17 protein-coding genes are annotated in these 24,020 nt (G+C 33.5%); 16 read left to right on the forward strand and 1 reads right to left on the reverse strand.

The window, feature by feature from the left end:
- The first annotated feature begins 152 nt into the window (after positions 1-152).
- From BN6559_RS13875 to BN6559_RS13930, 12 genes are all read left to right on the forward strand, one after another.
- Positions 153-2,003 (forward strand): tetratricopeptide repeat-containing glycosyltransferase family 2 protein, encoded by a 1,851-nt coding sequence (locus tag BN6559_RS13875; protein WP_110955282.1) that lies wholly within the window; start codon positions 153-155, stop codon positions 2,001-2,003.
- Complete coding sequence (locus BN6559_RS13880; protein WP_110955283.1) at positions 2,003-3,814, forward strand: glycosyltransferase; 1,812 nt, start codon at positions 2,003-2,005, stop codon at positions 3,812-3,814. Before BN6559_RS13875 ends, BN6559_RS13880 begins: the two co-directional genes overlap by 1 nt.
- Before the next feature lie 107 nt (positions 3,815-3,921).
- Complete coding sequence (gene rfbH / locus BN6559_RS13885; protein ID WP_110955284.1) at positions 3,922-5,277, forward strand: lipopolysaccharide biosynthesis protein RfbH; 1,356 nt, start codon at positions 3,922-3,924, stop codon at positions 5,275-5,277.
- Between the two features lie 18 nt (positions 5,278-5,295).
- Positions 5,296-7,605 (forward strand): glycosyltransferase family 2 protein, encoded by a 2,310-nt coding sequence (locus tag BN6559_RS13890; RefSeq protein WP_110955285.1) that lies wholly within the window; start codon positions 5,296-5,298, stop codon positions 7,603-7,605.
- 150 nt (positions 7,606-7,755) lie between these two features.
- Positions 7,756-8,640, forward strand: a complete 885-nt coding sequence (locus tag BN6559_RS13895) for an NAD-dependent epimerase/dehydratase family protein (protein ID WP_199884010.1) — start codon at positions 7,756-7,758, stop codon at positions 8,638-8,640.
- A gap of 66 nt (positions 8,641-8,706) precedes the next feature.
- On the forward strand, positions 8,707-9,696 hold the full coding sequence (pseB, locus tag BN6559_RS13900) for a UDP-N-acetylglucosamine 4,6-dehydratase (inverting) (protein ID WP_110955287.1): 990 nt from the start codon (positions 8,707-8,709) through the stop codon (positions 9,694-9,696).
- A gap of 17 nt (positions 9,697-9,713) precedes the next feature.
- Positions 9,714-10,862, forward strand: a complete 1,149-nt coding sequence (pseC, locus tag BN6559_RS13905) for a UDP-4-amino-4,6-dideoxy-N-acetyl-beta-L-altrosamine transaminase (protein WP_110956409.1) — start codon at positions 9,714-9,716, stop codon at positions 10,860-10,862.
- Positions 10,863-10,897: 35 nt separating this feature from the next.
- Positions 10,898-12,691, forward strand: coding sequence for a thiamine pyrophosphate-binding protein (locus BN6559_RS13910; protein ID WP_110955288.1), 1,794 nt, complete (start codon positions 10,898-10,900; stop codon positions 12,689-12,691).
- Positions 12,692-12,741: 50 nt separating this feature from the next.
- The gene (pseG, locus tag BN6559_RS13915; protein WP_110955289.1) at positions 12,742-13,818 is read left to right on the forward strand and encodes a UDP-2,4-diacetamido-2,4,6-trideoxy-beta-L-altropyranose hydrolase; all 1,077 of its coding nucleotides are present in this window, start codon (positions 12,742-12,744) and stop codon (positions 13,816-13,818) included.
- Between the two features lie 4 nt (positions 13,819-13,822).
- Positions 13,823-14,389 (forward strand): UDP-4-amino-4,6-dideoxy-N-acetyl-beta-L-altrosamine N-acetyltransferase, encoded by a 567-nt coding sequence (gene pseH / locus BN6559_RS13920; protein ID WP_199884012.1) that lies wholly within the window; start codon positions 13,823-13,825, stop codon positions 14,387-14,389.
- Entirely contained in the window at positions 14,373-15,398 is a 1,026-nt protein-coding gene (gene pseI, locus BN6559_RS13925; RefSeq protein ID WP_110955291.1) for a pseudaminic acid synthase, read from the forward strand. The genes pseH and pseI overlap by 17 nt, the downstream gene beginning before the upstream one ends.
- A 17-nt stretch (positions 15,399-15,415) precedes the next feature.
- Positions 15,416-17,200 (forward strand): glycosyltransferase family 10 domain-containing protein, encoded by a 1,785-nt coding sequence (locus tag BN6559_RS13930; protein WP_199884013.1) that lies wholly within the window; start codon positions 15,416-15,418, stop codon positions 17,198-17,200.
- Between the two features lie 213 nt (positions 17,201-17,413).
- Here the strand turns inward: BN6559_RS13930 and BN6559_RS13935 are convergent, their stop codons facing one another.
- Entirely contained in the window at positions 17,414-18,691 is a 1,278-nt protein-coding gene (locus BN6559_RS13935) for an IS110 family RNA-guided transposase (RefSeq protein WP_110955293.1), read from the reverse strand.
- 385 nt (positions 18,692-19,076) lie between these two features.
- Between BN6559_RS13935 and BN6559_RS13940 the strand changes: the two genes are divergently transcribed.
- From BN6559_RS13940 to BN6559_RS13955, 4 genes are read left to right on the forward strand one after another with little or no spacing between them, the layout of a single operon-like run.
- The gene (locus BN6559_RS13940; RefSeq protein WP_110955294.1) at positions 19,077-21,221 is read left to right on the forward strand and encodes a DegT/DnrJ/EryC1/StrS family aminotransferase; all 2,145 of its coding nucleotides are present in this window, start codon (positions 19,077-19,079) and stop codon (positions 21,219-21,221) included.
- A gap of 15 nt (positions 21,222-21,236) precedes the next feature.
- Complete coding sequence (locus BN6559_RS13945) at positions 21,237-22,214, forward strand: GHMP family kinase ATP-binding protein (RefSeq protein ID WP_110955295.1); 978 nt, start codon at positions 21,237-21,239, stop codon at positions 22,212-22,214.
- A gap of 26 nt (positions 22,215-22,240) precedes the next feature.
- Positions 22,241-23,071, forward strand: a complete 831-nt coding sequence (locus BN6559_RS13950; RefSeq protein ID WP_110955296.1) for a transketolase — start codon at positions 22,241-22,243, stop codon at positions 23,069-23,071.
- A complete protein-coding gene (locus BN6559_RS13955; protein ID WP_110955297.1) occupies positions 23,068-24,012 on the forward strand; it encodes a transketolase family protein in 945 nt (314 codons plus the stop codon). Before BN6559_RS13950 ends, BN6559_RS13955 begins: the two co-directional genes overlap by 4 nt.
- The last annotated feature ends 8 nt before the right edge of the window (positions 24,013-24,020 follow it).

Here is a 24,020-nt window from a genome sequence, read left to right on the forward strand (position 1 = left end):
ATATGGAAAAAGGAGGATGGGTGTGTAGATAGCCATCCTCCTTTTCTTATATTGTGGGATGAAATTATTGTTTAAAGGTGAATAAAATAGTCGAAAGTAGGTTGTTCATTTTTAAAGAATGATTTATTGTTTTATAGAAAGGTTGCATAAAAATGAAAATTTCTGCTTGTGTAGTTGCAAAAAATGAAGAAGAAAATCTTCGTGTTTGTTTAGATTGTATAAAAGATATTGTGGATGAAATGATTGTTGTAGATACTGGCTCTACTGACCAGACAATTGCAGTCGCAAAAAAGTATGGTGCACAAGTTTATCGATATGAGTGGCAGGATGATTTCGCATTGGCGAAAAATTTTGCTTTAGATAAGGCTGGAGGAGATTGGATTATTTTTCTCGATGCCGATGAGTATTTTACCGCCGAAACAGTCGAAAATGTTCTAGATGTAATTGAAAAACATCAACATGAATGCGATGGATTTCTAACACAAATGGTGAATATTGATGTGGATCAAGAAAATAAAATCATGGATCAGTTTTTTACAGTGAGAATTTTTCGTAATGATTTGAATATGCGTTTTGTAGGGAAAGTACATGAGCAGATTCATAATTTGACAGGAAGAAAAAATGCTTGGTATAAAGTTAATGCAGACGAAATTCAATTATACCATACGGGATATTCCGGTCATATCATTCGGCAAAAATGTGAGCGGAATTTAAACCTTTTGCTTGCACAATTGCAGGGAAACGAGGAAGACATTAATCTTTATCGTTATTTGGCGGATACGTATTACGGATTGGATGCATATGAACAAGCGATAAAATACGCAAGATTAGACCTTACTACCGGGAAAAAGGAACTAGCTTATGCTAGCCGTTCTTATCGTATATTAGTCAATGCACTTGGGCGTATACAGGCAGATTTCAAGGAAATTGAAGCGGCGATTCAACAAGCGATTACAACTTTTCCGGAATTGCCGGATTTCTATGCAGAGTATGCTTTATTATTCTTTAAATATGGCGATTATGATCGAGCTTTAGAACTTATGCAAGAAGCAATCCGATTAAATGAAACTTATGATGCGATTGAAACCAGTTTATTTCAAAATAATTTCAAGTTAACAAATTCCTTACTTGGATTGATCTATGAGAAGAAAAATGCTGTTTCAAATTCGATAGAATCTTATGAGCAAGTATTACGAGAAGCTAGATATGAGACGGGGATTTTTATCGCTTTATTTAAGCTTATTTTTAGAGAAGAACCTGTTTATGTGATTGCTTTTCTTAATCAGATATACGATAAAACTAAAATAGAAGACTTAGATTTTTTAATTCGAAATATAAGCACTGTTACAAAAGGAAAAATACTCGCATATTATTTGCAAGCGAAACAAAAATTGCAGAAAACTAAGAACGTTGATCTATTGGAACTTGAATGTGCAAAACGGTACACAGCTATACAAAATATTGTAACAGAAGAATTAACAGGAAAAATTAATTTTATGAGTTGTGCGGCGATTTTACAGAACAATTTTAAGCAAGTAACTACTGATATTGATTTCTTACCAGATACACATAGAAACGTAGTTTTGCGGTTTTATGGAAAAAAAGACAGTTTAACAGCAAAGAATTTTGATGCTTATCAGGAGATTTTGTTAGAAATAATGCGTGCAGCTGAAGATGAAATATTAAATAAATATTGCGCATGTGCAAAAGATTTTGAGTTGATTCATATTCTTGCAATAGCTAAAATTCTTAATCGTAATTTATGTTTCTTACAAGCCGTTTCTTTATATGAATTTGCTTTAACGTATGATATTACTGAAGGCATCGTACCGATTTTATATGATACGGCTTATTGCTATTATAAATTGGGCTACTATGAATTTGCGATAAAATATTTTGAAAAAGCTTTGACGTTTGGCTATAAAAAAGACAATGAGATGACATCGTTTATGATGTGGAGTGAAGAAAATTTAATGATAAGAGAAAGTGAGGTGAAAGGTTAATGAAGATTTCCGCTTGTATCATAGCGAAAAATGAAGAATACAATATCGGTAAATGCTTGAAAAGTATGAAGCCGATTGTTGATGAGCTGATTGTTGTGGATACGGGATCTACTGATCAGACGTTGGAAGTTGCGCGGTCTTATGGTGCGAAAGTATATGCCTATACTTGGAAAAATGATTTTGCAAAGGCGAAAAATTATGCAATTGAGCAGGCAAAGGGAGATTGGATCATTTTTCTTGATGCAGATGAATATTTTTCGGAAGATACAGTTAAAAATGTTCGCTCGTATATTGAAAAATTGCATTTGAATAAAAAATGTCATGCGATCTGCGTTAGAATCATTAATATTGATGTTGACCAAGATAATAGGGAACTGTCATCTTTTGTAAATTTGCGGATTTTTCGGAATGCACCTCATTTTCGTTATCGTTACGAACTTCATGAAGAATTATATAATACGAAAGGTCGACTGGAAATCTTTATCTTATCAGATGTGATTGAAGTCTATCATACAGGATATTCCTCTCATATTGTTGAAAAAAAACTCGAACGAAATCTAGCAATTATTCAAGAAGAAGTAAAAAAACACGGTGAAAGTCCGCGGTATTATCGGTATTTGTGTGATTGTTATCATGGACTACAGAAATATGACGAGGCTGTGAAATACGGTAGATTGCACATCCAATCTAATATTTCATCTATTGCCAATGAAAGTACAGTCTATACGAAAGTGATTGATTCTTTAATCAGGAGTAATGCAGAACCGAGTGAAATTAAGAATGAAATTGAACAGACGATTCAAATTTTCCCTAGTATTCCTGATTTTTATGCGCTATATGGGAGATATTTATGTGAGCAAAAAGAGTATGAAGCATCGATCCAATATTTTCTCAAAGCTTTAGAAATTAACAAGAAGAAGGATATTTATGAAGCGGATAGTTTTCATGGTAAATTAACAAATTTATACTGTGCTTTAGGAGAATTATTCTTTCTAAAAAATCAATATGATAAGGCTGTACAGTACTATTGTGAATCTTTAATAGCGTATAAATATAATGCATCGGCGTTACAACGATTGTATTTTTTAATTTGCCGATATGAGTCTATAGAAATCATCAGCATTTTAAACCGAGTTTATGCCAGAACAAAGCGTGATATAAAATTTATTGTCGATAATTTACAACACTATCGCATGAATAAGGTTTTTGTTTACTATAGTAATATTTTAAACCAGGAATTTTCTGTTGCATCTGAATATATGTGGCAAAATCAGATGATTGGGCTAAAAAACTATGCAAAGCTTTACGAGAAAAGTGCGGATGGATTATCTGAACGAATGTTGTTATTGGCGGTGACTTTGATTGTGAGTGATGATGAAAGCAAAGTCAATCAGTATAAAATGATTTTACCCAATCGATATGAAAGTATTATTATAAGATTTTATGATGAAACCGTGCAGTTGGATGAAAATAATTTTGAGGGATATAAAGAAATTTTGCAGGAATTATGCACGCTTGATACAGAACGATTGGATCATTATATTTCGTGTGGTGAAGACTTTGGAAAAGAAAAAAAAGTTGAAATCGCACAAATTCTAACTGATCATAGTTTTTACAAGCAAGCCTTGAGACTTTACCAATCCTTATTTGATAATGATAAGACGAAATATGATATAGCTAAAAAAATAGGATATTGCTATTATAAACAATTTATGTATAAAGAGGCTATGGTATATTTTGAACAAGCGATTGAAAATGGCTGCAAGGATCAAGAAATAGTACAGTTGTATAAATGGAGTAGAGAAAAATAAATTAATCAGTTAATTTTCCATGACGTTAAATTGAAAAATGAATTGGTTAGAAAGTAGTATGGAAAATTTGGATTGGAAAATAGTGACTACGAGGAAGGAATAACTATATGAGTAATAGAGATTCGGAAAAAATACTACGCCAACAAGCAATTGACGCAGCGATAAAATATTATGAATATAAGCATAAAACTAAGAAAACGTTTGAAGAAGGCGATCATATTTCTTATGGTGGTCGTTTTTTTGATGAGAAAGAAATAAGTAATTTGGTAGATTCGGCTTTAGATTTTTGGCTGACTACGGGACGTTATGCAACAAAGTTTGAACAAGAATTTGCTACGTTTTTAGGAGTAAGGCACTGTTCATTAACAAATTCAGGATCATCAGCCAATCTTTTAGCTTTTATGGCTTTAACTTCATATAAATTGGGTGAGCGTAGAGTAAAAAAAAGAGATGAAGTAATTACTGTTGCCGCAGGTTTTCCTACAACAGTTGCACCAATTTTGCAATATGGGGCTATTCCTGTTTTTGTGGATGTAGCCTTACCTAGCTATAATATAGATGTAAGTAAGTTAGAGGAAGCGTTAACTAATAGAACTAAAGCAGTCATGATTGCACATACATTAGGCAATCCGTTTGATTTGCAAGCGGTAAAGTCGTTTTGTGATAAGCATGACTTATGGTTGATTGAGGATAATTGCGATGCATTAGGCAGTAAGTATTTTATTGATGGTGAGTGGAAATATACAGGAACAATAGGTCATATTGGAACATCAAGTTTTTATCCACCGCATCATATTACCATGGGGGAAGGTGGTGCTGTGTATACAAATGATACTATGCTAAAGAGATTAGTGGAATCCTTTCGCGACTGGGGCAGGGATTGTTGGTGTCAGTCTGGTCATGATGATACTTGCCAGCATCGTTTTACACAGCAATTTGGTGAATTGCCATTGGGATATGATCACAAATATGTTTATTCACATTTAGGCTATAATTTAAAAGTTACTGATATGCAAGCGGCAATTGGGTGTGCGCAACTAGAAAAACTACCAGAGTTTATTGAAACCAGACGCAAAAATTGGCAATATCTTCGTGAAAATTTAAAAGTTTTTAAAGATGTACTTTTATTACCAGAACCACAAAAAAATTCACAACCAAGCTGGTTTGGATTTTTGATTACGGTAAGAGCGAAAGCCAAGTTTACTCGTGATGAAATTGTACAATATTTGGAGAAAAATAAAATACAAACAAGAATGCTTTTTGCAGGAAATTTAATTAAACATCCTTGTTTTGATGAAATGCGTATAAATGGACAAGGGTATCGTGTGGTTGGATCTTTAGAAAATACGGATAGAATTATGAATCATACTTTTTGGATTGGCGTTTATCCAGGAATTACAATAGGAAAATTAAACTATATGCTTGAAAAGATTAAAGAGTTTTGTGAAAAATATAATTTTTGAAATATAAGAGGATTAGCGATGACGGAAAAAGAATATTTGGATTATATTAGTGAAATTCGAAAGAAAATTGCATTGGATGATGAACAGAAACTTAGAGAAGCTGAAAAAGACTTAGAAAAACTTAAAGATATATATCCTTATCGCTTAGTTTATCTTTTTGCAAGGATCGAACTTATGCTAAAAAAAGGATATGCGAGAAAAATGCTGATTAATTTTCTTGAAGGTATTGATCAGGAATACTATTATCATGAAGAATTGGTTGATTATTGCCAAGTGTTTAAAGAAGTGTTACCTGATGAAGATGTATTGGGAAAGAAAAAATATGAATTTTTGAATGCTTTATACGATCAAAATATGGATGTAAGCATGTATTATCGAAGTTTACTACAAGCTCGAGAAGAATTTTTAGTTGATATTTTTAATACAAAAAAAATAAAAGCGTTAGCAGAGCAATACTATATTACTCGAAATGCATATATATATTTTTTATTGATGATGTTCTGGTGTAAAGAAGAAAATAAATGGAGTGAGTACGAAGCCTATATCCAAGAAGATGTATTAGAATTACCTAATATAGGATATCTGCTAGAGCGGATAACAGATAAAGTCGCACAGACTTTTATTGTAGTTGTAAATACAATAGAAAATGAAAAAGACTACAAAGTTGTAGCACAAGTTCTGCAACGATTAGGCCATCAAGTTATTTTTGGGGGACTCCCTTTTTCCTACCCAGTTGATAATCATGTAAATATAGAAGATACATTAGCGATTAGCATTGAAAATATCGGGGAGAAAGAAGGAATTAAAATTTTTTATCCAATAGAGCTTATAAAAATGGGTAAATCTATTGGAAATAATAGGAGTCTTGTTATTGAATATATAACAAAAAAAATGAATTCTAATCATCTTGCGATACTCTGCTGTGATGATGATTTAATGGATGAGTTACAATTATGCTCAAATTTGTGTAAAAATACACAACGTTTATCAAAACGGATGCCGGAAGTGCTAAACAAAAATATGTCATATGGTTGGACTGGTGATTATTTAGCATATATTAGCCAAATTCATCACTTTAATGCATATGAGAAGATTAATCAATCCGCAAAATATGATTTTTCTATTGTTATACCAGCCAGAAATTCGGCGAAAACACTTCGTCATACTTTACGAACATGTTTAGAGCAGCGATTTGAGGGAACTTATGAAGTTGTTTTAAGTGATAATTCAAGTGATGGCAATACAGAAGTTTATGATTTGTATCAGGAATTAAATGATATGAGAATTAAATATTTTAAGACACCAAGAAATTTGAGTTTAACTAAAAGTTTTGAATATGCTTTTTTGCAGACAAAAGGGGAATTTGTATTTTCAATTGGTTCGGATGATGGTGTTTTGCCATGGGCGTTAAAAAGTTTACAGGATATATTGGGGAAAAATACGCAAGATGATATTTTAGTATGGGCCAGAGGATTTTATGCTTGGCCAGGATTTAATGGTAATCAGCAAAATCAGTTTTGCATTCCCGGGTCCTATATAAAATCTAATCTGGAAATAGCAAGATTTGATTCAAGGGAATTTTTAGATAATATCATAAAAGAACCTGTGAACTATATGTATACTATGCCTAATTTATATATTAACTCTGGATATAGAAGAAGATATCTGCAAAAAATGTTAAAAAAAACAGGGCGTCTTTGGGATGGATGTTGTCAGGATATTTATATGGGAGTTGTAAATTTGGTTATAAATGATACTATCCCATATTTAATGTATCCTATAACTATTGCTGGGATGTCTAGTCTGTCCATAGGTGCTACAGATGCTGCTACATTAAAAGAAGTGGAAGCCGTAAGCGGCAAAGTAAAGAAGAGTAAGTTAGAAAATCAATATAGTTGTTACGTTTTTAATAAGTTAGAATTTATTTTTCCTAATTTTACGGATGCGGATGTGTTAATCGCTGTTTATGCAAGTTTATTACGGCTAATAGGAATGAATTGCGTATCAATAAAAGTATTGAATAAGGTGAATTGGCAAGAATTTTATTATGAAATGGGGAAAAAAATACCCTTAAATGATATTTTCATTGAACAGAAATTAGGTATGTTACAGTATGCAGCAGAGCAAATTGGAACTCCGGTAGCAGGCTGTGTAAAAGAGGAAATTTGCCAATCGTTGTATAGTTTGCAGCCTTTAATAAAATCTTCAGAACGAATTTATCAAGTCGGCTTTAAAAAAGATGGAGGATTGGTTTTGGATGCTAGTGAATTTGGTGTAAAAGATATTTATGGTGCGACCAAACTTTTTGCAAAAATCACTGGGTTATAAATATAGTTTAAAGATAAAAGTAATATGTAGAATAGAAATATTAAAAAAATAGTTCTGTTGAAAGATGATTTTGATGAAATAGTTGAAGATTTTAAATAAATGGGCGTAAATACTGATAAGTATCTTAATACGGTTCGAAGAGGTGATTTTATGAAAAGCGTGATTGTTACTGGTGCAAGTGGATTTTTGGGCTATCACTTAGTAAGTGCGCTGCAAAAAGATAATGTGTTTGTATATGCAGTGGTGCGTCCAAAATCAAAAACTAAGGAACGACTAGCAAATTTTAAAAATATAAAAATTCTTGAAATTGATATGAATAATATTACTGAAATAGAGCAAAGGCATCTAAATGATTGTGAGTGTTTTTATCATCTTGCTTGGGAAGGTGGGCGTAATGATTTCTTCGCACAAAATAAAAATATCGAATACACATTGGCTGCGTTAGAGATTGCTAAGAATATAGGGTGTAAAAGATTTATTTGCACAGGATCGCAGGCGGAGTATGGATTGTGTAATGAAATTATTACGGAAGAAATTTTGCCTAAACCTAATACTGCATATGGTAGTGCGAAACTGGCAACATGTCATTTAACAAAAATTCGAGCTGAACAAGTAGGCATAGAATGGGTATGGGTAAGGGTGTTTAGTATATATGGAAAGTATGATGGAGTAGATTGCTTGATTCCATATTTAATTCATTCTTTAGAGAATGAAGAAACTCCTAAATTGACGGAATGTCTTCAAAATTGGGATTATTTATATGCTCCGGATGCTGCAAATGCATTGATTTCTTTAAGGCAGAAAGGACATTCTGGAGAAATTTATAATCTTGCTAGTGGTGATGTACATCCGCTTCGATTTTTTGTTGAAGAAATATATAAAAATTTTGTTTCTCATAAAGAAGCGTTTTTTGGAAAAGAAAATCGAATGATTGTTTCTTTACGTCCATCAATAAAAAAAATCCAGGGACATACAGGATGGAAGCCTCAAACAAGCTTCTTGGATGGAATTGGCGATATGATAGAAAAAAGATGATTTTGTAGATTGAATTGCAAATAAAAATAGTGATGTTTATTTAGTGTTTGAGGGAGCGGATAGAATTTGTTTAATAATAAAGCAATATTGATTACCGGCGGTACTGGGTCTTTTGGAAATAATATGACAAAATATTTGTTGGAAAATTATGATGTAAGAAAAATTGTTATTTATTCAAGGGATGAGTTTAAACAGTGGCAAATGGCAGAAAGATTCAAAGCAGATAAAGAAAAACTACGTTTTTTTGTAGGAGATGTACGAGATGGTGATCGTTTATTTAGAGCTTTTCATGAAATTGATTATGTAATTCATGCTGCTGCTATGAAACAAGTGCCAGCATGTGAATATAATCCTAGTGAAGCCATAAAAACTAATATTAATGGGGCTCAAAACGTTATTGATGCAGCAATTGATTGTGAGGTGAAAAAAGTAGTTGCTTTATCTACAGATAAAGCAGTTAACCCAATTAATTTGTATGGTGGGACGAAGCTGGTTTCTGATAAATTGTTTATTGCAGCTAATGCTTATTCACGTGGTAGAGAAACATGCTTCTCTGTTGTACGTTATGGAAATGTTGCTGGTAGTAGAGGTTCTGTTATTCCATTTTTCAGAAGTCAATTGGAAGCAGGAAAGACAGTATTACCAATCACAGATTATAGAATGACAAGATTTTGGATTAGTCTCAACCAAGGTGTTGAATTAGTAGTCAAAGCTTTTAGAGAAAGTGTAGGTGGAGAGACTTACATATCAAAGATACCATCATTTAGGATTGTTGATTTGGCAAAGGCGATAGGTGGAGACAATATTGAAGTAGAAGAAGTTGGAATAAGAGACGGGGAAAAGATTCATGAAGTGATGATTACGGAGTACGATTCACCGCATACGTATGAATATGATCAGCATTACATTATTTATACCAATGATTATTGGTGGAATCGCGAAAGAATTAGAAACATTACTGGGAAGAAAGTTGGAGCTGGATTTGAGTATAATTCTGGACAAAATACAGTCTGGTTGACTATTGAACAATTGAGAGTACTATTAAAAGAAGTTTAATATAGGGAATGAGTGAAATGATATTTTATGGCAAACAAAAGATTAATCAAGAAGATATAGATGCAGTTATTAAAGTTTTGCAGTCTGATTGGTTGACACAGGGTCCTGATATAGAAATGTTTGAAAAAAAAGTAGCAGAGTATTGTGGGGCTAAATATGCTGTGGCAGTTACAAATGCTACTTCGGCATTACATATTGCTTGTTTAGCAACAGGTGTGGGGCGGAACGATGTAGTTTGGACCAGCCCTAATACTTTCGTTGCTTCTGCAAATTGTGCTAGGTATTGTGGTGCTGAGGTTGATTTTGTTGACATTGATGACAATACTTATAATATGAGTATTAAAAAACTTGCAGAGAAATTAGAAAATGGCGATATTTTACCGAAAGTTGTTATTACAGTACATTTTTCAGGACAATCCTGTCAAATGGATGAAATCTACAGACTATCTCAAAAATATAAATTTATGGTCATTGAAGATGCTTCACATGCCATAGGTGGAACCTATAAGGACATGAAAGTTGGTTCGTGTAAGTATTCAGATATGGTGGTATTTAGTTTTCATCCAGTGAAAATTATAACTACTGCCGAAGGCGGGATGGTACTTACAAACAATAAAAAATTGTACGATAAATTAATATTATATCGTAGTCATGGAATTACCAAGGAACGTAATCAATTAACAAAAGAACAGGATAATCCATGGTATTATGAACAAATGGATTTAGGTTTTAATTATCGTATGACAGATTTGCAGGCTGCGCTTGGTATAAGTCAAATGAATAAACTAGATGAATTTGTTGCTAAAAGACGATATTTAGCAGAACGATATGATCAATTATTGCAAGGGTTACCGCTTAAGTTGCCGTATCAAGATGAAGCTACAAAATCATCTTGGCATATTTATGTAGTTAGATTGAAATTAGATAAAGTAAAAGTGGATAAAAAAGAGATTTTTGCACGGATGAAAGAGAGAGGGATTGTACTTAATTTACATTATATCCCTGTTCATACGCAACCGTATTATCGGAACTTAGGTTTTAGAGTTGGAAATTTCCCAATTAGTGAGCAATATTATGAAGAAGCGTTTACATTGCCGCTTTATTATGATTTAACGGATGAAGAACAAAATTATATTGTAGAATGTTTAACTGAGATTTTACAATAATATTTTAAAAATGGCGTTTAGGTAGGATGAATTTTATGAAATTATCGGATTATGTAGTAAATTTTTTAGAAAATTATGGTGTGAAAGACGTGTTTTTACTTTCCGGCGGCGGAATTATGCATCTTTTAAATTCATTAGCAGAGAATGAAAAAATAGAAAAATATTACAATTTGCATGAGCAGGGTTCAGGATTTTGTGCAGATGCCTATGCACAGTATTCTAATAAATTAGGTGTTTGTTTTGCTACTACAGGTCCAGGGGCAACAAATGTAGTTACGGCACTAGCATCAGCATATATTGATTCTACGCCAATGCTTGTTATTTCGGGGCAAGTAAAAACGTCAGATATTACTACTACTCCCGAAGTTCGTCAGACTGGAGCACAGGAAGTAGGCATTATACCAATCGTTGAATCTGTTACCAAATATGCTGTGACGATAATAGATGAGTCTGAAATACGATATCATTTAGAAAAGGCTGTTTATTTGGCAAAACATGGACGTCCAGGCCCTGTGTGGATTGATATTCCGCTTGATATTCAAGCCAAAGAGATTGAACCAGAAAAACTAAAAAGTTTTTCTCCAACAGTTCATCGTGAAGAAGCTGTAATTGAATCAGAAGATATTGAAGAAATTTATCAATTGTTACAGAAAGCGAAACGTCCGTGTATTTTGGGAGGAACAGGAATTGTTTTGGCAAATGCTACGGAGCATTTTTCGCAGATGGTAAATATGTTAAAAGTTCCGGCAGTTACTTCGCGGCGAGTTAAACGACTGTTTCATAAAGAAAACGGGAGATATTATTATGGAAGCGTTGGTGCAGTTGCTCCAAGATATGCAAATTATGTATTACAAAACTCTGATTTATTAATTGTAATTGGTAGTGGATTACGCTATTATATTACGGCTTATAATGAACAAGCATTTGCACCAAAGGCAAAGAAGGTTATTGTTAATATTCAACAGGCAGAAATTGATAAATTGCGTATGTCAGTTGAGAAATCAATCATATGTGATGCAAAATCCTTTATTCAAGAACTTATGGAATATGCTTCTAAACAAGTAGAGTCTACGAAGCATTATGAAAAGTGGATTACGTATTGTGATGCAATGAGGAATAGATATCCGGCGGAAAAAGAAATTATTCCTCATGATGATGGATTGCCGGATGGTTATCTAGTTTCACAGGCAGTTGATCGGTATTCAAAGGAAGATGAGGTCTATGTTGCATCTCCCTCTGCATATGCCTATACTTACAATATCTATCAATTGAGAGGGCAGCAGGAATATATTTGCCCATTGGGATTGGGGAGTATGGGAACGGCTTTGCCTGCTGCAATAGGGGCTTGTATTGCTTCAGGAAGACGCAGAACAATCGTGGGCGAGGGCGATGGCAGCTTGCAACATAATATTCAGGAACTTGCGTTACTCAAACAATATCAGCTGCCAATTAAAATATTTATTGATAATAATGATGGATATCGACAGATTTATACTATGCAGAAATCGCATTTTTCGGGCAGATTTGCGGGATGTAATCCAGAAAGTGGCATTACATTTCCAGAATTAAAAACAATTGCTGATGCCTATAAAATTAAGTATTACTGCATTAAAAGTGTGCAGGATGTAGATAAAGAAGTAAAAAAGGCTTTAGCAGATGATGAGCCAGCAATTATTGAAATTTTTAGTTCTCCACAGGTAGAATTTGTGCCAATTATAAAAAGTAGAATTGGCGTAAATGGTGAAATGCTTTCTTCGCGGCTTGAAGATTTATATCCTTTTTTACTAGAAGAAGAGCAGAAGGATAATATGAAAATCTCAGATTCATAGTATTGTAGGAATCTTATAATGCTAGAGTAAATTATTGGAGAAGGATGTTAATGAAACACATAGCTTTCCGTGTGGATTCTTCCGCGCAAATGGGAACAGGACATTTGATGCGCTGTTTGACTTTGGCTGATATTTTAAAACAAGAAGCAGTGATTACTTTTATTTCAAGAGATTTACAGGGAAATCTAAATCACTTGGTTAGGGAGAAGGGATATTGTCTTTTACAATTGCCGAGTGTAGAACGGAATGAAGAATTGCAGGGCTATGAGCAATGGTTAACCGTTACTGGTAAAGTGGATGCTGAGCAGACCAAAACACTGCTCGGTGAAACAGTTTCTGATTGTATGGTTATTGATCATTATGCTATAGATGAAACATGGGAGCGTATTTTGCGCCCCTATGCGAAAAAAATTATGGTAATAGACGATTTGGCAAATCGAAAGCATAATTGTGATATTTTATTGGATCAAAATTATTATTGTGATATGAATAATCGCTATAATCGATTAGTACCACCTGAATGTAAATTATTGTTAGGTCCACAGTATGCCTTATTACGTCAAGAATTTTATGATGCACGTAATAAAATGCATGTTCGTGATGGTGTTATAAAAAATATACTCGTGTTTTTCGGTGGTAGTGATTTGACCAATGAAACAATGAAAGCGCTGAAAGCAATTGAAAAATTGAAAAGAAAAGATATTGCGGTGAACGTTGTTGTTGGCGGAAGCAATCAGCATAAAGGTGAAGTGGAATTGTTCTGTCGACAATACGAAAACATGTATTGTTATTGTCAGGTAAATAATATGGCAGATTTGATGAATAGAGCAGACTTAGCAATAGGTGCTGGTGGTACGACAACATGGGAAAGATGGTTTCTTGGTTTGCCAGCAATTGTGATTGCGATTGCAGAGAATCAAGTGAAAATTTGTGAGGATTGTGATCAAGCAGGTATTATCAAATATTTAGGATATTCAAGTAGTATAGTCGTTGAAAATATACGATATACTTTAGAAAAATTGATTTGTGAAAATGAAATGAAAAATATTATAGAACGATTAAATGATTTTAAATGTGATTTTAATGACAAGTTCTTTGATGAATATTTTAAAAATATTGAGGGATAGATTCATGTTTAAACTAATGCCAATTGATGAGCAAAATTTAAAATTGATTTTGCAATGGCGGAATGCCAAACGTATAAGAGAATGTATGGTTAATGATGAAGTGATTACATGGCAAGAACATCTTCAATGGTTTGAAAATTTAAAGACGCGAAATGATAGAGAAGTTTTAGCTTTTCTTGTGGAAAATAGACCTGTAGGAATTGTATCATTTATTGATATTGATAGAATGCATCATCATTGTCATTGGGGATTTTATATTGGGGAAGAGAATGCTCCAAAAGGCTGTGGGACAATAATGGCTTATTATGCGTTGTCTTATGCATTTGAGAAATATAAAGTTCATAAAATTAATAGTGAAGTAATTGATTATAATGTAAAGAGTATTAATTATCATAGAAGCTTAGGATTTGAGCAAAATGGAAAGATGCTAGATGAACTTTTTCGAGAAGATAAGTATATTGATTTAGTACTATTTACTTTATTTAAAGAAAAATGGAATCAAATAAAGGAAAATGTTTATCGAAAAGGGTTAGAAAAGATAGGGATTGATAAATTTGAAAATACAAAGTAGAACAAAACCTTTTATTATTGCAGAAATGTCAGGAAACCATAATCAATCTTTAGAACGAGCTTTGAAAATTGTAGAATTGGCTGCAAAAAGTGGCGTGGATGCGTTAAAAATTCAAACTTATACAGCGGATACAATGACTTTAGATATTAATGAAAGAGAGTTTTTTATTAAAGATAAAAATAGTTTATGGGAAGGCGCTTCTTTATATAATTTATACCAGAAGGCATATACACCGTGGGAATGGCATGAGCCGATATTTCAGCGGTGTAAAGAACTTGGGATCATTGGGTTTAGTACACCTTTTGATTCGACATCAGTGGAGTTTCTTGAAAGCTTAGATGTACCATTTTATAAAATTGCTTCTTTTGAAAATGTTGATTTGCCACTAATTAAGAAGGTTTCGCAAACTGGTAAGCCGATTATTGCTTCGACAGGGATGGCTTCGTTAGCTGAACTTGATGATTTGGTACAAACAGCAAGAGTAAATGGTTGTACAGATTTGATATTACTGAAATGTACAAGCAGTTATCCATCAACACCAGCAGGAACAAATTTATTAACAATTCCACATATGAAACAGCTCTTTAATTGTAATGTTGGATTATCCGATCATACTTTAGGTATAGGAGCGGCAGTTGCAAGTATTGCATTAGGAGCAACGGTCATAGAAAAACATTTTACAATTTCACGTGCAAATGGAGGCGTAGATTCTGCATTCTCATTAGAGCCAGCAGAAATGAAAATGTTGGTTGAAGAAGCGAATCGTGCTTATGAAGCTATGGGACAAGTACATTATGGCATTAGTGAACAGGAAAAAAAATCTTTACAATTTAGACGTAGCTTATATATTGTGGAAGATATGAGAAATGGTGATGTGATTACGGAGAAGAATATGCGGGCGATTCGACCAGGCCTAGGGCTGAGCCCGAAATATTATGATGCTTTTTATGGAAAGCGAGTATGTAGAAATGTAAAAAAAGGAACTCCTGTACAATGGGATCTTATTTAATTTAGGAGAGAATGTGTATGTTGGAAAATGAGTTAATTGTTTTTTATATAGATGACTTTCAGCGACAAAGCTATTGGCCTAATTATATTTTAGGAAGACCTGATTATAAGAATTATGGTGGGTATGATAGAAAAAATGTGTATTATCCGGCTGTTTTACAGGGAAGACATGACTATATTGTAAATTATGCTTTAGAAAAAGGACTTTTTGATAAATACAGATTTGTTTTAGTTGTGGATGGTAAAAGTGATATTTCAAATCAAAAAATAGATGAGATTTTTGGTGATTTAAATAAAACAGGCGCAGATATGATGGTTCCATTATCTAACTACGGCAGAGAAATACAGACAAAAGCAATGCAAAATCAATTTTCAGAATATGCATACTTACATTTGGATTGTTTTTTGATTAGAACTGAGATTTTAAAAAAAATAAATGGTTTCGAAAGAAAGTTTTGCCATGTAACTTTTCCGGAGATGTATTTGGATACTTATTACACAACCTTACCTAATTATGATATGAGTTTTTGTCTGAATTTGTGGCAAAATGGTTATAAAATTGTTTTGAACGAAAAATTGAAAATTACTTTTGCAGAAAAAGAACAGCGTATTTATTCTCCAATTCAGGAATCAGGCGGAAAAGATGCCATATGGTATTATCATCATTTACTTGTAGATGATGTAAAAAACTGCGGAGAAGGATTGGAAAATATCGGTGTTTTATTAAAAGAAAAAGTTGTTCATGATTTCCCTGAACCAGAAATTGACATAGGGGTTTTTTCGACAGATGAGAACAAGAAACTTATATTGATTGTTTTGCCGCTTCTTATGGCACATGGCAAAGCAGGCATATCATTAGAAAATTGTCTGTCTATTACCAATATATATGGCTTGTTTTTTAAAGAATTATCTAAAAAAGGATATGTTGTAAAACCTATACAATATGATTTGCTAGAACAGGCGAAAGCTATTTTATTTATGTGGGATTCGGGGGATATTTTCTTTGTTTCGCATAGAGTTTATGAAAATCTTTACGTTGAAAAATGGAAAAAAATAGTTTGTAAGACGAATAATCAAAAAAAAGCAATATTATGTGTATCAAGTGAGCCGGCTTTTGTAACACCTAATCATTACAAAAAAGAAAGTCATCAAGAATTCTTATTTTGTTTGACGGGCAATCAAGACTGGATAGATAATCAAAAATATTTTTATCAGCCTGGAATTATTGACTTTTATTTCAATTTTAAGAAAAGATATGATTTTAAGGATAAAAAATTGTGTGGATTTGCGGGTGGAGGATTTTTTCGTGAATTGCGAGATAAACGTTGTCTATATCCGGAAAGATTAGCTCTTATTACTTATTTTGATCAATATCATAGTGATGAGTTTGAATTTTATGGCGCACGATGGTCAAAAGAAAAATTTAAGAGTTATAGAGGTTTTGCCGATGATAGAATTGAGACGCTTGCAAAATTTAAATTTGTAATCAGCATTCCTAATTATATACATAAAAGTACAGAGTTTTTTGATCCGAGAATATTTGACGCAATGGTTGCTGGCAGTGTTCCTATTTATTTTGGTTGTCCAGATATTAAAGATGTTGTGCCGGAAGGAACTTTTATTGATTTGAGAGATTTTCCAAGTTGTGATGATTTGTATAATTTTATCAGTACAATGGATGAAGCAGATTATAATACTTATTTAATGAATATAGAAAAATTTTTAAAATCTGATCAAGCGAAAAAGTATTCTATAGAAAATTATACCGATTGCTTGGTTAAAGTTATAGAATATATTAAATAAGCGAAAGAGGCTATTTTTTGATTAGTCTAAAGAAAGAAGAAATTTTGTAGAGGGTTTATTTGATGAAAATTACTTGAGTTAAGATATGATCAAGCCTTAAGCAATTTGGTAATATGTCAAGACCATAATTGAAATGTTTTTGCTAGAAAAGGGCAACTTGAATAGACCTACGGTTTTTCAAAGAAAAAACGTAAGCTGGACGAAACATATAGATTACCTACTCTTTTCCGGAGAGTAGAGTTGGTTTTTGTCCAGCAGGCCAAAAAGCATACGTAAAAATTTACGGGAAGTCAACGCGAGTGCTCTTTTATGTTGATGATTTCTAGTTTCAACATATTTTTTATTATAGAAACTTTTGTATTCAGGACAGTTCCTTATGACACTGCCAGTAGCTTCGATGATGTAGTAGCGCAGGTAACGGTTTCCCGACTTACTCATCCTTTTATCTTCTGCTTCAAATTCACCAGACTGGTTATCATTCCAGACAATACCACAGTATTTGGCAAGAGCATTAGAATTTTGAAAAGCTTTAATAGAGCCGAGTTCGGCAAGGATACCAGCAGAGTAGACTTTACCAATTCCAGGGATGGAATTTAGAACTGTATACTCATTGGGGTTTAAGCCTTGAACAGTTTGAAGTATGGCTTTATCAATCGCATTGAGTTCTTTTTCAAAAGAACTGATGCAGTTAAAAGAAGAAGCAATAGAAATGGTTAATGGTTCGTAAAGACATTTATCCAGCCTGTATGAATTACGGGCAGCAGCTTGAAGAAGCTTAGCAGTTTCATCAGGATCAACAATGCGACCGCGACTTTTGGAGTTGACGAAAGCAACGAGTTGTTCGACAGATGAATTTACAAGATCTTCATTGGTTGTAAATTCAGTCAAAATAGCTTCAGCAGTAGCACTATATTTGTTTGAAAAAGGATGTTCGTCTTTATGGAGCAAAGCATACTCACTGAATTTCAGAAAGATGTTATTTAACATGTATGTTTTCTCTCGAGCAATACATTCGGTGATATGTAAACGATGTCTAGAAAGACGCTGAAGAGCTAAATACTGGGAACCGCGCCAGGGTTTAATAGAAATACGTCCAACCCGAGCATAATCAGCAATAACGAAAGAATCAATACCATCATTCTTACCTAAGTCGTTAAAAGATTTTTTATAGTTTTTAACTTCCTTTGGATTAAGGCAATAAACATGTACAGAGAAAGGAGCAAGTTTATCACTGGCAGAAAGATAGTTGGCGATATGAACACCATAAAAACTGGTAGACTCCATAGCGATAATGAGGAACTTGAACTGGTGGTTATTAGCTAAAACATCAACAATCATTGATTCAAGAAGTTGTGCGCCATCAAGAGAATTAGGAACCGGTTGCATCTTTATGAAATAGTCCTGATGGAAATCAAGTGCAGAAACAACATTAATACGGGATTCAATATCAATCCCAACAAAAAGCGTTGATAGGTAATCGATTTTCTTCACGGAAATCACCACCTTTCAAAATAAAATAAAGAATGTAATCATGGATGATCCCAGATCACTACGCCACCCTAAACCTCGCGTTATTAGCATTGTCTGGCAGAAATACCCTGCGGGTGGCTAGATACCAGAATGCAGCATTTGTGTAATAAGTCTTGGCGTAGCGTTAGGGCTGCATGCTTTTTGGGCAATAACATAAAGTTTTGCAGGGAGAGTGAAGCAGTAACCACAGCTACAGTTCTTATGAACAAAGTATAGCATCTGGGGCCATGATTATAAAAACTTATTAGTTATGTAGGTATCTAAGATTCAATACCTATATCATAAAAAAATAAGTCTATAGCCTCTATAGGAGGTCTATAAACTTATAATACGAGGGGGAGTAGTAATGAAGTTGTGTTCTAAAATTTTTGTTTTAGATATTGAAAATATGATCGGTAAAGCTATTGTCAGAGTGTTAACTAAAAATGGTTACCAAAATATTCTTGCACCGAATAGTGAAGCGCTTGATTTATTAAATAGTGCAGAGGTTTTTGAGTATTACATAAAAAATAAGCCGGATTATGTATTTTGTTTTGCTGGACCGCATGGTGGAATTGCCGTAAATCAAGAAAAACCGGCAGAATTTATTTCACAAAATTTGATGGTTCAACATAATGTTATTCATGGTGCATATCTGCATGGAGTAAAAAGACTGATTTTTTTAACGGGTTCTTGCGTATATCCAAAAGAGTGCCAGCAGCCTATGCAAGAATCCTCATTTATGACTGGAATGATGGAAAAAACGAGTGTTGCATATTCAACAGCGACAACAGCTGGGGTTGAAATGTGCTGTGCTTATAATAGACAATATGGGACTGAGTTTATACCAGTAGTCATGCCAAATTATTATGGCATAGAGGATGATTTTAGTGAAAATGGCCATGTGTTGGCTAATATTATGATAAAAATGCATAATGCACATGAACAAAGTAAAGATAATGTAACTTTATTTGGGACAGGCAATCCGAAACGACAGTTTATGTTTGTGGATGATCTTGCAGATGGCGCTATATATCTGATGCAACATGCGAAAAATTTTGAATTAACTAATTTAGCAGGTGGAAATGAATTTTCTATTGCAGAATTAGCAGAAAAATTAAAAAAAGTCATAGGTTATCAGGGAAATATTTTATTTGATCCGGAAAAGCCAGACGGTACAATGAGAAAATTGTTAGATAATACAAAGATGACGGAGTTAGGCTGGAAAAGTCAGACTGATTTTTCTGATGGTTTACAAAAAACTTATGAATGGTTTTTGCAAAATAGCGATACAATACAGTGTGAAAATCGTGTAGAAGTAATAGAAGAAAAGACAATAGAAAAAGCTCTAGATATTCCATTAATGAGTAATAACATAATTCGTAAAGATGTGCATTGTCTAATTGATTTTTTGCGAAATCATGATATATTTACCCAGAATAAATATGTATGTGAATTTGAAAAACAATGGAGTGAATGGTTGGGTGTTAAATATAGCGTATTTGTAAATTCTGGTTCATCTGCAAATTTTATTACAATGGCAATTATCAAAGAACTATATGGTGCAGGTGAAATTATTGTACCGGCGATTACGTGGGCGAGTGATTTTGCAAGTGTAATAACAGCAGGACATCAACCAGTCGTAGTTGATGTAAATTTACATAATCTTTCTATGGCAGAAGATAAGATGTTAGAAGCTATTACACCAAAGACGAAAGCTGTATTTTTAACGCATGTATTAGGTTTTAATGGCTTAAGCCAGAGAATGTTAGATGAGCTAGAAAGACGTAATATTATTTTAGTGGAAGATGTATGTGAATCACATGGTGCTACATTTAATAATAAAAAATTAGGAACATTTGGTTTGGTGTCTAATTTCTCTTTTTACTATGCACATCATATGAGTACAATTGAAGGTGGAGTAATTTGTACAAATGATGAACGGATTTATCAATATGCACGTATGTTTAGAAGTCATGGGATGGTACGTGAAAGTAATAATGAAGAATTAAAAGCAAAATACCAAAAAGAGTATCCAGGGGTACACCCTGAGTTTACTTTTTGTGTACCGGGCTATAATATGCGGAGTACAGAATTAAATGCCGTGATTGGTCTTAGTCAATTAGGTAGATTAGATGCCAATAATGAAATCCGGTATAGAAATTTTAAAATGTTTTTAGATAATTTAGATGCGGAGAAATATTATACGGATTTTGATATTGAAGGCAGCGTAAATTATGCGTTTATTTTAATTTTAAGATATGCAGATGATTTGTTATTTGAAAGAGTTTGTAATAAATTGCGTGAAGAAAAAGTTGAATTTAGACGGGGAACTGCTGGCGGTGGTAACGAAGCAAGGCAGCCATTTATTCAGAGAGCATGTCCTGGTTTAGATGCATCTAGTTTTAAAAATGCAGAGCATATCCATTGTTATAGTATGTATATTGGCAATTATCCTGAACTAGAAGAAGAGAAAATTTTAAAATTATGTGCTATATTAAATAAGTTGTAAAGGTTGTAGTAGATTATGATTATAACACAGACACCATATCGTATTTCGTTCTTTGGCGGCGGCACTGATTATATGCCACATTATATCAAATATGGTGGTTGTGCATTATCGACTACAATAGATAAGTATTGCTATCTAAATGTAAGAAAGCTGCCACCCTTCTTTGATCATGGGTCTCATATTGTATATTCAAAAGTAGAAAATGTGAATGCATATGATGAAATACAGCATCCAGTTGTTAGGGAAAGTATGCGTTACTTGAAATTGGAGAAATTATCAATACTGCATGATGGTGATTTGCCTGCAAGGGCTGGACTGGGGACAAGTTCGGCTTTTACGGTTGGACTATTAAATGCATTACATGCTCTACGAGGCGAGTATGTTGATAAGATGGCTTTAGCAAAAGAAGCTATTTATATGGAACATGATGTTTTAAAAGAAAATGTTGGTGTTCAAGATCAGATCGCTGTAGCAATGGGGGGCTTAAATTGCTTAAAGTTCACCGCCGATGATTTTCAAGTAGAGCCACTTGTGATTTTACCAGAGAGAAAGAAACTATTAAATGATCACCTTATGTTGTTTTTTACAGGAATTCACCGTGTTGCAAGTGATGTTGCTGGGGAACAAGTGAAGAATACACCGAAAAAAACACAAGAATTATTAGAAATGGCTTCTATGGTAGAAGTCGCTAAAAATATTTTAGCGACAAATGTAAATATTGCTGATTTTGGACGATTATTACATGAAAGCTGGTTATTGAAACGTTCTTTAACGAATAAAATTTCTAATAGTAGTATTGATAGTATTTATGATACGGCATTAAAGAATGGGGCTATAGGCGGGAAACTTTTAGGTGCTGGTGGTGGTGGTTTTATATTACTGTTTGTTCCACCGGAAAATCAGGCGATAATTAAAAAATCGTTAAGTAAATTTTTATATGTACCATTTGCTTTTGAAGACTTTGGTAGTAGAGTGCTATATTATAAATCGTGAACTTTGTATATATAGGATGTGGGTATATGGAAAATGTAGATTTTTTAGAGCGAAAGGCAATGCAATTACGTGAAGATATTTTACGTATGACAACAAAAGCAGGAATTGGACATGTAACATCATCGTTTTCTTGTACAGAGTTATTGGTAAGTTTGTATTACTCAGGATTAATTAACTATAATAATAAAGATTGCAAATGGACAGGACGCGATTATTTTATTTATAGTAAAGGACATGCTAATCCAATTCTTTATTGTATTTTGGCTGATTTGGGATTTTTCCCAAAAAGAGATTTAGAATTATTTGCACAGGCTGGTGGTAAGTTAGGAGTTTTATTAAAAGCAGATGTGCCAGGGGCTGAAATTATCTCTGGGTCTTTAGGACATGGTTTAGGTATTGCAGCAGGTGTTGCAGAAGCATTAAAATTAAATAAAAAAGAAAATATGGTCTATTGTATGATTGGCGATGCTGAATGCCGTGAAGGTTCTATTTGGGAATCAGCAATGCACATTGGTTATCGTAAGCTGACAAATCTGGTTACGATTGTTGATAGAAATCAACTTGGGGCAGTGCATTTCACAGAACGTGAAGCAGGAATTGAATCATTAGATGAGAAATGGGACGCATTTGGATTTGATGTGAAACGAGTCAATGGGCATAGTTTTCCTGAAATATTAGCAGCAATAGGAAATCCTAAAGTTGAAAAGAGAGAAAAACCTTTACTTATTATCGCAGATACTGTCAAGGGTAAAGGGGTATCTTTTATTGAAAATGAGCCATTTATGCATGGGTGTGCAGTAAAAGAAAAAGAGTTATCAAGAGCGATAGAAGAAGTTCGTAGGGGGTTAAAAATATGAAAAAACAAGCAATGCGAGATGCTTTTTTTGATAAATTATACGAACTTGCAAAGAATGATAAAGATATTGTTGTTGTTTCCGCTGACTTGGGAGCTCCAGCTTTAGATAAGTTTCGGCTTGACTTTCCTGAGCAGTTTATCAATGTTGGAATTTCTGAACAAAATGCAATTTTAGTTGCTACAGGATTGGCTCTTGCAGGTAAAAAACCGATTGCGTATGCAATTACACAATTTATAACATTACGTTGTTATGAGCAAATTCGTATTTATCCATGTGGAATGAATTTACCAGTAACTATTGTAGGCGTTGGGGCTGGAGCTTGTTACAGTGAATCTGGCCCCACACATCATTGCATTGAAGATCTTTCGATTATGAGGGCATTGCCAAATATTAAGATATTAAATTCTTCAGATTCATTTTTGGCGGATAAATTTGCTGAACTAGCAGTTGATGGAAATGGACCCAAATTTATTCGATTGGACAGAGAAATTTTTGATAATTTGCATGGGGAGAAAATAAACATCGATGATGGATTTTCTGAATTAAAAAGTTTGACTAAAATAAATATTTTAGCAACTGGCAATATGGTAAAAACAGCACTAGATGTTGCTAATACTTTGAGTAAACAAAGTATTAATGTTGGGGTTGTTGATATCTTTCAATTACCAGTAAAAGAAGAAAGTTTGATTCGTTTATTAAAGGAATCAAAAGGCGTTGTGACTTTAGAAGAGCATAGTTTAGCAGGCGGATTTGGCAGTTATATTTTAGAGATCTTAAATGATGCTGAGGTAAATATCAAGGTGAAGCGAATTGGATTTGATACCTCCAATGGTTATGAACATTGTTATAATTATGGGGGACGCGAAGCCATTCGAGGTGAGTTTGGTATGGATTTTGTAAATATCATAGAAAAGGTGAGAAAATTAGCGACAGCCTTTTGATTGAAAGG

This window comes from Massilibacillus massiliensis (genome assembly GCF_900086705.1).
In the GTDB taxonomy this organism is placed as follows: Bacteria; Bacillota; Negativicutes; order FLKF01; family FLKF01; genus Massilibacillus; species Massilibacillus massiliensis.

Excerpts from the sequence above, each read along its gene's own strand:
- rfbH (WP_110955284.1), top strand. The coding sequence starts at position 3,922 with ATGAGTAATAGAGATTCGGAAAAAATACTACGCCAACAAGCAATTGAC.
- BN6559_RS13945 (WP_110955295.1), top strand. The coding sequence starts at position 21,237 with ATGATTATAACACAGACACCATATCGTATTTCGTTCTTTGGCGGCGGC.
- pseC (WP_110956409.1), top strand. The coding sequence starts at position 9,714 with ATGATATTTTATGGCAAACAAAAGATTAATCAAGAAGATATAGATGCA.
- BN6559_RS13955 (WP_110955297.1), top strand. The coding sequence starts at position 23,068 with ATGAAAAAACAAGCAATGCGAGATGCTTTTTTTGATAAATTATACGAA.
- BN6559_RS13890 (WP_110955285.1), top strand. The coding sequence starts at position 5,296 with ATGACGGAAAAAGAATATTTGGATTATATTAGTGAAATTCGAAAGAAA.
- pseG (WP_110955289.1), top strand. The coding sequence starts at position 12,742 with ATGAAACACATAGCTTTCCGTGTGGATTCTTCCGCGCAAATGGGAACA.
- BN6559_RS13910 (WP_110955288.1), top strand. The coding sequence starts at position 10,898 with ATGAAATTATCGGATTATGTAGTAAATTTTTTAGAAAATTATGGTGTG.
- BN6559_RS13930 (WP_199884013.1), top strand. The coding sequence starts at position 15,416 with ATGTTGGAAAATGAGTTAATTGTTTTTTATATAGATGACTTTCAGCGA.
- BN6559_RS13950 (WP_110955296.1), top strand. The coding sequence starts at position 22,241 with ATGGAAAATGTAGATTTTTTAGAGCGAAAGGCAATGCAATTACGTGAA.
- BN6559_RS13895 (WP_199884010.1), top strand. The coding sequence starts at position 7,756 with ATGAAAAGCGTGATTGTTACTGGTGCAAGTGGATTTTTGGGCTATCAC.
- BN6559_RS13875 (WP_110955282.1), top strand. The coding sequence starts at position 153 with ATGAAAATTTCTGCTTGTGTAGTTGCAAAAAATGAAGAAGAAAATCTT.
- pseH (WP_199884012.1), top strand. The coding sequence starts at position 13,823 with ATGTTTAAACTAATGCCAATTGATGAGCAAAATTTAAAATTGATTTTG.
- BN6559_RS13880 (WP_110955283.1), top strand. The coding sequence starts at position 2,003 with ATGAAGATTTCCGCTTGTATCATAGCGAAAAATGAAGAATACAATATC.
- BN6559_RS13940 (WP_110955294.1), top strand. The coding sequence starts at position 19,077 with ATGAAGTTGTGTTCTAAAATTTTTGTTTTAGATATTGAAAATATGATC.